This window comes from Haloferax sp. S2CR25, from assembly GCF_031624535.1.
In the GTDB taxonomy this organism is placed as follows: Archaea; Halobacteriota; Halobacteria; order Halobacteriales; family Haloferacaceae; genus Haloferax; species Haloferax massiliensis.
This window is the reverse complement of record NZ_JAMQOO010000002.1, coordinates 437,340-449,406: the sequence shown is the minus strand read 5'-3', so window position 1 is coordinate 449,406 and position 12,067 is coordinate 437,340. Positions and strand designations below refer to the sequence as shown.

The window sequence follows — 12,067 nt, the reverse complement described above, 5'->3', positions numbered from 1 at the left end:
TTCACTGACCCGTAGGAGCAATCCTGCGTACTACGGAGGTGAATAATGGCAGACACAATAGTTGACGCAGTCTCTCGCGCACTCGACGAGGCACCCGGGCGGAACTTCCGCGAAACGGTTGACCTCGCCGTGAACTTGCGAGACTTAGATCTTAACGACCCGTCGAAGCGTGTCGACGAGAGCATCGTGCTCCCGTCTGGCACCGGCCAGGACACCCAGATTGTGGTGTTCGCGACCGGTGAAACCGCGCTCCGCGCAGAGGATGTCGCCGACGAAGTTCTCGGGCCCGACGAGCTCGAAGACTTCGGCGACGACACCGATGCGGCGAAAGACCTTGCCGACGAGACCGACTTCTTCGTTGCCGAGGCTGGACTGATGCAGGACATCGGTCGCTACCTCGGTACCGTGCTCGGTCCCCGTGGTAAGATGCCGACCCCGCTTCAGCCCGACGACGACGTCGTCGAGACGGTGAACCGGATGAAGAACACGGTGCAGCTCCGCTCGCGTGACCGTCGCACGTTCCACACGCGCGTCGGCGCAGACGACATGACGCCCGACGAGATCGCGGAGAACATCGACGTCATCGTCCGTCGTCTCGAAGCGACGCTCGAAAAGGGCCCGCTCAACATCGACTCCGTCTACGTGAAGACGACGATGGGGCCGTCCGTGGAGGTGCCCGAATGAGCGAATCCGAGGTTCGGCAGACCGAGGTCATCCCGCAGTGGAAGCGTGAAGAGGTCGACGAGCTCGTCGACTTCATCGAATCCTACGAATCCGTCGGCGTCGTCGGCGTCGCGGGCATCCCGAGCCGCCAGCTCCAGGCCATGCGCCGCGAGCTTCACGGCTCGGCCGCGGTGCGCATGAGCCGTAACACGCTCGTCAACCGCGCGCTCGACGAGGTCAACGACGGCTTCGAGGAACTCAAGGAGTACATCGCCGGGCAGGTCGCCCTCATCGGCACGAACGACAACCCGTTCGCCCTGTTCAAGGAGCTTGAGGCGTCGAAGACGCCCGCGCCCATCAACGCCGGTGAAGTCGCCCCGAACGACATCGTCATCCCCGAGGGTGACACCGGTGTCGACCCGGGTCCGTTCGTCGGCGAACTCCAGCAGGTCGGGGCGTCCGCCCGCATCATGGACGGCTCGATCAAGGTGACGGAAGACTCCAACGTCCTTTCGGCGGGCGAGGAAGTCTCCGAGGAACTCGCGAACGTCCTGGCGGAACTCGGCATCGAGCCCAAGGAGGTCGGTCTCGACCTCCGCGGCGTCTTCTCCGAAGGCGTCCTGTTCGAGCCCGACGAACTCGCCATCGACGTGGACGAGTACCGCGCCGACATCCAGTCGGCCGTCTCCGCCGCGACGAACCTGTCGGTCAACGCGGTCTACCCGACCGCCCAGACCGCGCCGACGCTCATCGCCAAGGCGACGAGCGAGGCCAAGGCCGTCGGTCTGTTCGCCAACATCGAGAGCCCGGACTTCATGCCCGAGCTCATCTCGAAGGCGGACGCCCAGCTTCGGGCGCTCGCGGCGAACATCGACGACGAAGAGGCGCTTCCCGAGGAACTCCGCGGCGTGTCCGCGGCTGACACGGGTGCCGCCGAGGAAGAAGAATCGACTGACGAAGAAACAGCGGACGCCGACGAGGCAGACGCCGACGCCGACGACGCCGCCGAAGACGACGGCGACGACGACGAAGACGCCGGCGACGCCCTCGGCTCCCTGTTCTAACAACACACAAGGTACACAACAATGGAATACGTCTACGCTGCGCTCATCCTGAACGAGTCGGACGAAGAGGTCAACGAAGAGAACATCACCGCGGTCCTCGAAGCCGCCGGTGTCGATGTCGAAGAATCCCGCGTCAAGGCGCTCGTCGCCGCGCTGGAGGACGTCGACATCGAAGAGGCCATCGAGACGGCCGCCGCCGCCCCCGCGCCCGCCGCGGGCGGTTCCGCCGGTGGCGAAGTCGAGGCCGCTGACGACGACGACGAGGAAGACGCCGAAGAAGAGGCCGCTGACGAAGGCGGCGACGACGACGACGACGACGAAGAGGCCGACGGCGAGGGCCTCGGCGCGCTCTTCGGCTAACTCCCGCGAGACCCCGCCGCGTCCGCGGCGACGCTCGCTTCGAAACTCCGCTTTCTTTCGACGCAACCCGCCAGCGGCGGTTCTGTCCGCGCATCTGACGACCCCGGTCGCACGCCCGCCGACTCGGATACGGGCCACGACGCCGTCAGCGTCGGTGCCGACCCCGTAGCTTCATACCCGAGGCCGCGGCCACTCCGGCGCGATGTTCCTCACCGGCGGGGCGGTCGTGTCTCTCCTCGGCCGAGCGGCGGCGCTCGCGGCTCCCGCCGCGGTCGACCCGACGACCGCCGCCCTCCTCGGCGTGGCCGTCGGCGTCTTGCTCGGGACCTGTTCGGGTCTCGTCCCCGGCCTCCACGCGAACGCCTTTGCCCTGCTTCTCGCCGGCGTCGCGTCCGACGCGCCGGGGCCGCCCGTCGCCGTCGCGGCCGCCGTGCTCGCCGCGTCGACGGTCCACACGTTCCTCGACGTGGTGCCGGCGCTGACGCTCGGCGTGCCCGACGCCGCGCTCGCGCCGGGCGCGTTGCCGGCGCACGAACTCGTCCTCGGCGGGCGAGGGCGAGAGGCGCTTCGGCTGTCGGCGCTCGGAAGCGGCGCGGCGCTCTGTCTGGCCGTGCCGGTCGCGGTGCCGCTCACCGACGTGCTGGTCGAGGGCTACCCCGTCGTCCGCGACCACCTGTGGCTGGTGCTCGCGGGCGTCGTCGTCGCGCTCGTCTGGACCGAACCGAGCCGTCGGGCGACGCTGGCGGCCTGCGTGACCATCGCCGCCTCGACGGGGCTGGGTCTCGCCGTCCTCGACAGGTCGTTCGGGGGGCCGCTCCCCGTCGGCGGCGTGTTGGCCCCGCTGTTGGCCGGCCTGTTCGGCGTACCGGTTCTATTGGCGGCGCGACGCGGCGGGGGCGTGCCGCCGCAGGGCGACGCGGCGCTCGCAACGTCGCCGGGGTCGGTCGCGCGGAGCGTCGCCGCGGGGACCGGCGGGGGCGCGTTCGTCGGCTACCTCCCGGGCGTCTCCGCGGGGGTCGCGGGCACGCTCGCGCTGGCCGTTCTCCCCGGCCGCGACCCCGACGAATCGACGCGGGCCTACGTCACAGCGACCAGCGCCGCCACGACGGCGACGACGGTGTTCGCGCTGTTCGCGCTCGCTGGGCTGGGGACGCCCAGAACGGGGGCGCTCGTCGCGCTCACCGAGGCGGAGCTCCCGACCGGACTCGGCCTCGCGGTGCCGGTGACGGTCGTCGCGGGGCTTTGCGGGGCGGTGTTGGTGCCGGTCGTCGGCGACCGGGCGCTCGCGGTCGTCGGGAGGCTCGACCAGCGCCGACTCGTCGCCGCCGTCTGCGCCCTCCTCGTCGTTCTCTCGTGGGCGTTCGCGGGCGTCGCCGGCGTCGTCGTCCTCGCGGTCGCCGGCGTCGTCGGTCACATCCCCGTCCGGTTCGGCTGTCGGCGCGTCCACCTGATGTGCGTCCTCATGGGGCCGCTGATACTCGGGTGAGACGTGTCCACGCGGGACACGGATTTCCCCCGCGGGAACCCGGAAAGACAACGGTTAAAAGTCGCGCGCCGGTTTATGAGCGTATGAGCGAGTCCGAACAGCGACACGCGCACCAGTGTGTGTCCTGTGGCATCAACATCGCCGGCATGAGCGCGGCGACGTTCAAGTGCCCCGACTGTGGCCAGGAGATTTCGCGTTGTTCCAAGTGCCGCAAGCAGAGTAACCTCTACGAGTGCCCCGACTGCGGGTTCATGGGTCCATAATCATGGGAAAGGTAGCCGCCAAAATCAAGGTCATGCCGAACAGTCCCGAGCTGGACCTCGACAACCTCGAGGACGCGCTCGAAGACTCCCTGCCCGAGGGTGCGAAAATCAAGGGCTTCGAACGCGACGACGTCGCGTTCGGTCTCGTCGCCCTCCTGCCGACCGTCATCGTCCCCGACGACGCCGGCGGCACCGAGGCCGTCGAGGAAGCGTTCATCGAAGTCGACGGCGTCGAGAGCGTCTCCGTCGAGAACGTCGGCCGTATCTGAACTGACGACCGACCTTTTTCGCAGTTCCGTCTCGTCCCCGGAGCCGCCGCGCTCGCCCGCCGTCAGCGGTGCTCCATGAGGTAGACGCCGAGGACGACGCCGAACGTGAGCCCGAGCATCACGCCGATGGGAAGGGAGTTGCCGATGACCCCCGCGACGCCGCCGAGGAGGAAGCCGATGGCCAGCCCGATACCGAACTGCTCGGCGCTGTGGCTCGACCCCTCGTGGTCGTCGGAATCGACCGTCACGCGGTCTGCGGGTTCGCCGTAGCTCTGTCGCTGTGCGGACTCCGCGCTCAGGGTGAACGTCTCTTGGGACATACCTCATTATTCATCGTGCTATTCAATAACCCTTACTCGCGTTCCCAGTTTCCGGCAACGCTGGAACCTGAACGCGGGAATGAGTGAAATCGCGCGGCTCGAACGCCCGGCGGACGCGGGGCGACCTCAGAACGCCGCGTCGAACGCCCGGCGGACGCGGGGCGACCTCAGAACGCCGCGTCGAACGCCCGCTGAAGGTCGTCCTTCATGTCGTCGATGTGCTCGATACCGACCGAGACGCGGATGAGGCCGTCGGTGAGACCGGCTTCGAGCCGTTCCTCGCGGGGGATGGCCGCGTGGGTCATCGCCGCGGGCTGTTCGATGAGGCTCTCGACGCCGCCGAGGCTCTCGGCGAGCGTGAACACCTCGGTCTCCTCGACGACGGTCGAGGCCTGTTCGAGCGAGCCGTCGAGTTCGAACGAGAGCATGCCGCCGAAGTCGTCCATCTGCTCGGCCGCGAGGTCGTGTTGCGGGTGGGAGTCGAGGCCGGGATAGAACACCTCGGCGACCGCCTCGTGGTCGTCGAGCCACGCGGCGAGTTCGCGGGTGTTGTCGCAGTGGCGGTCCATCCGGACCGGGAGCGTCTTCGTTCCCCGAAGGACGAGGAAGCAGTCGAACGGCGAGGGCGTCGCGCCGACGGAGTTCTGGTAGAAGCCGATTTCCTCGTCAAGGTCGGCGTCGTCGGTGACGAGCGCGCCGCCGACGACGTCGGAGTGGCCGCCGAGGTACTTCGTCAGCGAGTGCGAGACGATGTCCGCGCCGTGGTCGAGGGGCCGCTGGAGGTACGGCGTGGCGAAGGTGTTGTCGACGGCGCAGAGCGCGTCGACCTCGTGGGCGATGTCGGCGAGCGCGCCGATGTCGTTGACGCGCATGAGGGGGTTCGTCGGCGTCTCGACCCACACGAGTTCGGTCTCCTCTCGGACGGCGTCGCGGACGGCGTCGTGGTCGGTGGTGTCGACGAAGTCGAACTCAAGGTCGTACTTCTCGTACACCTGCGTGAAGATGCGGTGGGTGCCGCCGTAGACGTCGTTGCCGGCGACGACGTGGTCGCCCGCTTCGAGGAGGTTGAGCACGGTGTTTATCGACCCCATCCCCGAGGAGAAGGCGCGGCCGTGCGAGCCGTGTTCGAGCGCCGCGAGGTTCGATTCGAGGTCGGTCCGCGTCGGGTTCCCGGTGCGGGAGTACTCGTAGCCGCGGTGGTCGCCCGGCCCGTCTTGGGCGTACGTCGAGTTCGCGTAGATGGGCGTCATGAGCGCCCCCGTCTCCTCGTCGGGCTCCTGACCCGCGTGGATGGCGCGCGTCTCGATGCGTCGCTCGTCTTCGGACATACAAAGAGCGCCGCGCCGACTCGGGTTAAGTCCGTCCCTCCCGCGCGACCACGCGGGAGACACACACGCGCGGTTCGTAACGTGCAATTTATAATGGCGACGCAAGTATTCGTTCTCACGACTATGCCGAGCTCCAACGGTCCGATGAAGGGGACGCGAGGAAAGCTCTCGAACAAGCCGCGCGAGCGCGGCACTTCGCCGCCGCAGCGCGCTATCGCGGAATTCGAGGAGGGCCAGAAGGTCCACCTCAACATCGACCCGAGCGTTCGCGAGGGTCGCTTCCACCCGCGCTTCAACGGTCTCACCGGTGAAGTCACCGGGAAGCAGGGCCGCGCATTCAAGGTGCAGATCAACGACGGCGGCAAAGAGAAGACGGTCATCGTCCGTCCCGCTCACCTGCGCGCCCAGCAGTAAGCGATGACCATCTTCAAAGAAAAGCTCGACGAGGAGTATCTGACGACCTCCGAGGTCAAGGAACTGCTCGCCGAGGTTGAGGCGGAACGCGCCGCCGACGAAGAGCGCGAGATGCGCTACGAACTGGCCCGTGCGATAGAACACGTCAACCGGTTCGCCCACCTCGACCCCGAGGAGTCTCGCGAACTCGTCGAGGAGCTCGCCGAACTGGAGAAGGTCGACGGTCCGACCGCCATCAAAATCGCGGACCTCCTTCCGCAGTCGCGCGACGAGCTTCGCGCGGTGTTCGCTCAGCAGCGCTACGCGCTGTCGGGCGACGAACTCGACGAAATCCTCAACGTCGTCGCGAAGTACGTCTGACCGCGTGACGGCGCGGCCAACTCTTTAAATATCGGCTCGCCGTAACTACTGGTATGACACGTACGGAGAGCGGTGACGCCGACGCCACGACCGAGTACGTCGTCGTACTCGACGTACTCCGCCACGGGCGTCAGGGGGACGACCGACGGCGCTTCGACGCGGCACCCATCGCGTACGCGCTCGGAGAGTCCGATTTCCGTCTCCTGGAGTTGACCCTCGTCGAAGACGCCGACGTGAGTATCGGCGACCGGCTCGTCGTCTCGCCGGCCGCCGACCGCGAGCTGATTCAGTCCGTCGAAGAACTCTCGTACGGCGACCTCTCGAACACGGCGACGGCCGAAGTCGACTACGTCGTCGAGGACATCGTCGAGGCCGACGAACGGCGGTTCGTCGACTTCTACAACGACGCACAGCCCATCACGCTTCGGCTCCACCAACTCAACTTGCTTCCCGGCATCGGGAAGAAGCTCCGCGACAAGATTCTCGAATCGCGCAAGCGACAGGGGCCGTTCGAGTCGTTCGAAGACCTCGAAGAGCGCGTCTCCGGGCTCCACCGCCCGAAGGAGGTCATCGTCGAGCGCATCCTCGACGAACTCCGCGACAACGACGTGAAGTACAAGACGTTCGTCGGACGCGACGGGCGGTAGCGGAACGGGACTTTTACCCGCTCCCGCACGATACCTCTCCCAATGACGAGCGACGGCAGCGAACAGGTCCGCGGGGCCGCCGCGCGCGACCCGGACGCCCTCATCCGGCGGGCGGGCGCTCGCGGGAACCCGGACCACGACCAGCACTTCCTCGTCGACGACCGCGTCGTCGACCGAATCCCGACGTATCTCCCCGAGGAGGCAGACCGCTCGCACGTCCTCGAAATCGGCGGCGGGCCGGGCGTCCTCACGGACCGGCTGCTCGACGTCGCCGACCGCGTGACCGTCGTCGAACAGGACCGGACGTTCGCCGAGCACCTGCGCCGCGAGTTCGCCGACGAGGTCGACGCGGGGCGACTCGCGGTCGTCGAGGGCGACGCGCTCGACGTCGACCTGCCCGAGTTCACGGCGTGCGTCTCGAACCTCCCCTACGGCATCTCCTCGGAGATTTCATTCCGCCTGCTCCCCCGAGGCAAGCCGCTCGTGTTGATGTTCCAAAAGGAGTTCGGCGAGCGGATGGCCGCCGAGGCGGGCACCTCGGAGTACGGTCGCCTCTCGGTGAGCACCCAACACTACGGCGACGTGGCGGTCTGCGAGCACGTCCCCCGCGAGGCGTTCGACCCCAAGCCCGCGGTCCAGAGCGTCGTCGTCCGCATCACGCCGCGCGACCCGGACTACGAGGTCGACGACGAGGCGTTCTTCCTCGACTTCGTGAAGGCGCTGTTCACCCAGCGACGCAAGACCATCAGAAACGGCATCCGTAACACGGCGCACATCTCCGGGCTGTCGGACCCCGAAGCGGTCGTCGAGGCCGCGGACGAAGACGTCCTCCGAAAGCGCGCCGGCAACATGGCTCCCGCGGAGTTCGCCGAACTCGCGCAACTCGCCGCGTCGGTCGGCCTGTAATCCATGACGCTCCCCGCACTCGCCGCGGTGCTTCTCCGCCTCGCCTCGACGGGAACGCCCCTCCAGAGCGACGCCGTCCTCGACATCGCGTCGCTGTTCCCGACGTTCGAACTCCGCGTCGCCGCGAGCGTCCTCGTGACCGTCGCCGTCGTCGCCGTCTGGCGGGTCGGTGCCCGCCTCCACGACAAGGAGGTAGAGGCAGTCTCGATGCCGGTGTGGCACCTCTCGGTGACGGTTCTCCGCCTCGTCGTCGTCGCCGGCGGCGGGGCGTTCGTCTTCGCGGTCTGGTCGCTGTCGGGCGACATCGGCACGTTCTCCGAGCAGTACGACGTCAACCGGCAGACGTTCGTCCGCATCGTGCTGTCTGCGGCGTTCATCGTCGGCGCGTACGTCCTCACGAGCGTCCTCGGCCGGTTCATCAAGGAAATCGCGAGCACGCGCCCGGAGATTTCGGACCACCAGCGCGAGGTCATCTACCGAATCGCGCAGGTGACGACCTACCTCGCCACGCTCGCGGTCATCCTCGGCATCTGGCGGGCCGACCTCGGCGGCTTCCTCGTCGGGGCTGGCTTCCTCGGCATCGTGGTCGGGATGGCGGCGAGACAGACTCTCGGCGCGCTCATCGCGGGCTTCGTCATCATGTTCTCCCGGCCGTTCGAAATCGGCGACTGGGTCGAGCTCGGCGACCACGAGGGCATCGTCACCGAAATCACGGTCGTGAACACGCGCATCCAGACGTTCGACGGCGAGTTCGTGATGATTCCGAACGACGTGGTGAGTTCGGAGAGCCTCGTCAACCGGAGCCGAAAGGGGCGGCTCCGCCTCGACATCGAGGTCGGCGTCGACTACGACACCGACGTCGACCGCGCCGCCGAGGTGGCGCAGGCGGCCGTCGAAGACCTCGACGAGGTGCTTTCGGTGCCGAAGCCGCAGGTCGTCGCAAAGCGGTTCGGCGACTCCGCCGTCGTCCTCGGGGTGCGCCCGTGGATAGACCGCCCGAGCGCCCGCCGGTGGTGGCGCGCGCGCACCGCGACCATCTCGGCCGTCAGCGAGGCGTTCGACGAGGAGGGAATCACCATCCCGTTCCCGCAGCGCGCGCTGTCCGAGCGCGACCCCTCGGGTCCGGTTCCGCTCACCGACGCGCGGCCCGAAGCGAGTCCCGAGGCCGACGGCGGCGGCGAGAGCGAGGAAGGCGGGGAAGGCGACGACGCCTCGCCCGGTTCCGCGGAGGCGGACCGATGACCGACCTCGCCGAGCGACGCGGGATGAACACCTCGGTCTATCAGCCCGCGGAGGACTCGGGCCTGCTCGCACAGGCCGCGGTCGGCCGCGTCTCGGGGCGCGTCCTCGAAGTCGGGACCGGGTCGGGCTGGGTCGCAGAACAACTCGCGACGAAGACCGACGCCGACGTGGTCGCCAGCGACCTCAACCCCCACGCCTGCCGGCAGGCCGCCGACCGCGCCGCTTCCCTCCGGGCCGACGGCCACCGCGGGTTCGAGCTGGTCCGCGGGAGCCTCGTCGAACCGTTCCGCGACGACGCCTTCGACGCGGTGGCGTTCAACCCGCCGTACCTCCCAGAAGACCTCGAAGCCGCGCGCGACGACTGGATGGAGGTCGCGCTCACCGGCGGCGAGGACGGCCGCGAAATCATCGACCCCTTCCTCGACACGGTCGGGCGCGTCCTCAAACCGGGCGGCACGGTCTTCCTCCTCGTGAGTAGCTTCACCGGCTACGACGAGGTGCTCGCGCGCGCCGAGGCCAACGGCTTCGACCACGAGGTCGTCGTTCGGGAGTCGTACCCCTACGAGACGCTCACGGTGCTCGCGTTGGGATAACCAATGCGCATATGTTGATACAGGAAATATTATACACCGTCATTTCTTAGCCAGGAGTGATGACTGAACTCGTCTCGACGACACCGGGACTGTATCCCCTCCCGGATTGGGTGAAGCAGGAGCTTTCCGACCTCAAGGGTCACCAGAAACACGACCTCATCTCCGGTAACGAGAGCGGCGACATCGTGGGCGCGTACGACCGCGCCCGCGAGGAGGTCGTCTCCGAGCAGCGCGACGCCGGCCTCGACCGCGTCGTCGAGGGGCAACTCCGCTGGGACGACATGCTCGCGCACCCGCTGACGGTCCACGAGAACGTCGAGACCGGGGGCATCGTCCGCTACTACGACAACAACAACTTCTACCGCGACCCGCAGGTCCGCGGCGAACTCACCTTCTCCGGCGACGTCGCGGCCGAACTCGACGCCACCGCCGACCTCCTCGGCGACGAGTCGCTGCAGGCGGTCCTCCCCGGCCCGTACTCGCTTTCCGACCTCGCCACCGACGAGCACTACGGCGACGAGGCCGACTTCCTCGACGCCGTCAGCGAGTTCCTCGCGGGCGAGGTCGACGCCTTCCCCGACCACGAGACGCTGTTCCTCCTCGAACCCTCGCTCGTGTTCTCGCCGCCGGGCGAGGACGTCGACGAGCGCGTCGCCGAGGCAATCTCGGCCGTCTCCGACGCGACCGACGCCGACGTGGTCGTCCACACCTACTGGGGCGCGCTCGACGAGAAGGTCTACGCGCACCTCATGGACGCCGACGTCGACGCCATCGGCTTCGACTTCGTCGCCGGCGACCGCGACCAGACGCTCTACAACATCAACGAGTACGGTACGAAAGACGACATCGCCCTGGGTCTCGTCGACGGCCAGAACACGCTGGTCGAAGACCCCGAGACGGTCCGCGAGCGCGTCGAGTGGACCCTCGACAACATCCAGAGCCAGACGTTCGACACCGCCTACGTGACCTCCAACACCGAACTGTTCTACCTGCCGGAGAACCGCGCGACGGAGAAACTGGCCGCGCTCGCGGCCGCCACGGAGGACGAACTGGAGGTGGAAGCATGAGCCGCGACACCGAGAACCGCGAGCAGTTCCGCCCCGAGGGCCACGACACCGAGCACTTCCTGCTCACGACCGTCGTCGGCTCCTACCCCAAGCCCAAGTGGCTCAACCGCGCCAACGACCTCGCGGAGGACCCCGACTCCAAGTTCACCCAGGAGCACCTCCACGAGGCCCACGACGACGCCTGTCGCGTCATCACCCACGAACACGAGCGCTCCGGCCTCGACACCGTCGTCGACGGCGAGATGCGCCGCGAAGAGATGGTCGAGTACTTCGCCCACCGCATCCCCGGCTACGAGTTCAACGGCCCGGTGAAGGTGTGGGGCCACAACTACTTCGACAAGCCCTCCGTCGTCGGCGAGGTCGAGTACGACGAGCCGTGGCTGGTCGACGAGTTCGAGTTCACGAGCGACGTGGCCTCCAAGCCGGTCAAGGTGCCCATCACCGGCCCGTACACGCTGGCTAGCTGGTCGTTCAACGAACACTACGACTCCGAGGCGGACCTCGCGTACGCGCTGGCCGACCTCGTCAACGAGGAAATCGAACAGCTCGTCGAGGCGGGCGCGACCTACATCCAGATCGACGAGCCCGCGCTGGCGACGACGCCCGACGACCACGCCATCGTCGGCGAGTGTCTCGAACGCATCGTCGCGGGCGTCCCCGACGAGGTCCGCATCGGCCTCCACGTCTGTTACGGCGACTACTCCCGCATCTACCCCGAACTCAACGACTACCCCATCGACGAGTTCGACGTGGAACTCTGCAACGGCGGCTACGAGCAGATAGACGTGTTCACCGACCCCGAGTTCGAGCCGGACCTCGCGCTCGGCGTCGTGGACGTGCATACCGCCGAAGTCGAGACCGTCGAGGAGATAAAGGAGAACATCAAGCAGGGCCTGAAGGTCGTCCCGCCGGAGAAGCTCACCGTCTCGCCCGACTGCGGCGTGAAGCTCCTCCCCCGCGAGGTCGCCTACCAGAAGATGGAGAACATGGTCAAAGCCGCCCGCGAGGTCGAAGCCGAACTCGACGCCGGCGAAATCGACCTCGACGCGCCCGTCCCGCAGGCCGACTGAGCGACCGACGCGACT

The 12,067-nt window shown here is 67.7% G+C and carries 16 protein-coding genes; 14 read left to right on the top strand and 2 right to left on the bottom strand.

What is annotated here, in order from left to right:
* Nucleotides 1-45 precede the first annotated feature (45 nt).
* The 6 genes from NDI65_RS07690 (at nt 46) to NDI65_RS07665 (ending at nt 4,105) form a co-directional block, all read left to right on the top strand.
* Nucleotides 46-684, top strand: coding sequence for a 50S ribosomal protein L1 (locus NDI65_RS07690; RefSeq protein ID WP_089777448.1), 639 nt, complete (start codon nt 46-48; stop codon nt 682-684).
* Nucleotides 681-1,727, top strand: a complete 1,047-nt coding sequence (locus NDI65_RS07685) for a 50S ribosomal protein L10 (protein ID WP_089777447.1) — start codon at nt 681-683, stop codon at nt 1,725-1,727. Before NDI65_RS07690 ends, NDI65_RS07685 begins: the two co-directional genes overlap by 4 nt.
* A gap of 21 nt (nt 1,728-1,748) precedes the next feature.
* Entirely contained in the window at nt 1,749-2,087 is a 339-nt protein-coding gene (rpl12p, locus tag NDI65_RS07680) for a 50S ribosomal protein P1 (protein WP_004974573.1), read from the top strand.
* Nucleotides 2,088-2,289: 202 nt separating this feature from the next.
* Nucleotides 2,290-3,573, top strand: coding sequence for a tripartite tricarboxylate transporter permease (locus NDI65_RS07675; protein WP_310893536.1), 1,284 nt, complete (start codon nt 2,290-2,292; stop codon nt 3,571-3,573).
* Between the two features lie 83 nt (nt 3,574-3,656).
* On the top strand, nt 3,657-3,836 hold the full coding sequence (locus tag NDI65_RS07670; protein ID WP_004042997.1) for an HVO_2753 family zinc finger protein: 180 nt from the start codon (nt 3,657-3,659) through the stop codon (nt 3,834-3,836).
* Nucleotides 3,837-3,838: 2 nt separating this feature from the next.
* Nucleotides 3,839-4,105 carry an elongation factor 1-beta gene (locus NDI65_RS07665; protein ID WP_089777446.1) on the top strand — a complete coding sequence of 89 codons (267 nt, stop codon included), beginning with the start codon at nt 3,839-3,841 and terminating at the stop codon, nt 4,103-4,105.
* A 62-nt stretch (nt 4,106-4,167) separates the two neighbouring features.
* Here NDI65_RS07665 and NDI65_RS07660 read toward each other — a convergent pair whose 3' ends face one another.
* Nucleotides 4,168-4,425 (bottom strand): hypothetical protein, encoded by a 258-nt coding sequence (locus tag NDI65_RS07660; RefSeq protein WP_089777445.1) that lies wholly within the window; start codon nt 4,423-4,425, stop codon nt 4,168-4,170.
* 167 nt (nt 4,426-4,592) lie between these two features.
* Nucleotides 4,593-5,753, bottom strand: a complete 1,161-nt coding sequence (locus tag NDI65_RS07655) for a cystathionine gamma-synthase (protein WP_089777444.1) — start codon at nt 5,751-5,753, stop codon at nt 4,593-4,595.
* A 123-nt stretch (nt 5,754-5,876) separates the two neighbouring features.
* Between NDI65_RS07655 and NDI65_RS07650 the strand changes: the two genes are divergently transcribed.
* From NDI65_RS07650 to NDI65_RS07615, 8 genes are read left to right on the top strand one after another with little or no spacing between them, the layout of a single operon-like run.
* Nucleotides 5,877-6,167 carry a 50S ribosomal protein L21e gene (locus tag NDI65_RS07650; RefSeq protein ID WP_004061361.1) on the top strand — a complete coding sequence of 97 codons (291 nt, stop codon included), beginning with the start codon at nt 5,877-5,879 and terminating at the stop codon, nt 6,165-6,167.
* A 3-nt stretch (nt 6,168-6,170) separates the two neighbouring features.
* Complete coding sequence (locus NDI65_RS07645) at nt 6,171-6,527, top strand: RNA polymerase Rpb4 family protein (protein WP_004042989.1); 357 nt, start codon at nt 6,171-6,173, stop codon at nt 6,525-6,527.
* 53 nt (nt 6,528-6,580) lie between these two features.
* Nucleotides 6,581-7,174 (top strand): DUF655 domain-containing protein, encoded by a 594-nt coding sequence (locus NDI65_RS07640; protein ID WP_089777443.1) that lies wholly within the window; start codon nt 6,581-6,583, stop codon nt 7,172-7,174.
* Between the two features lie 42 nt (nt 7,175-7,216).
* On the top strand, nt 7,217-8,080 hold the full coding sequence (locus NDI65_RS07635; protein ID WP_310893535.1) for a 16S ribosomal RNA methyltransferase A: 864 nt from the start codon (nt 7,217-7,219) through the stop codon (nt 8,078-8,080).
* Nucleotides 8,081-8,083: 3 nt separating this feature from the next.
* Nucleotides 8,084-9,322: a mechanosensitive ion channel family protein gene (locus NDI65_RS07630; RefSeq protein WP_089777441.1), complete on the top strand. Its 1,239-nt coding sequence runs from the start codon at nt 8,084-8,086 to the stop codon at nt 9,320-9,322.
* A complete protein-coding gene (locus NDI65_RS07625) occupies nt 9,319-9,915 on the top strand; it encodes a HemK2/MTQ2 family protein methyltransferase (protein WP_310893534.1) in 597 nt (198 codons plus the stop codon). The genes NDI65_RS07630 and NDI65_RS07625 overlap by 4 nt, the downstream gene beginning before the upstream one ends.
* A 59-nt stretch (nt 9,916-9,974) precedes the next feature.
* Entirely contained in the window at nt 9,975-10,982 is a 1,008-nt protein-coding gene (locus NDI65_RS07620; protein ID WP_089777439.1) for a 5-methyltetrahydropteroyltriglutamate--homocysteine methyltransferase, read from the top strand.
* Nucleotides 10,979-12,052, top strand: a complete 1,074-nt coding sequence (locus NDI65_RS07615; protein WP_310893533.1) for a methionine synthase — start codon at nt 10,979-10,981, stop codon at nt 12,050-12,052. The genes NDI65_RS07620 and NDI65_RS07615 overlap by 4 nt, the downstream gene beginning before the upstream one ends.
* Nucleotides 12,053-12,067 lie beyond the last annotated feature (15 nt).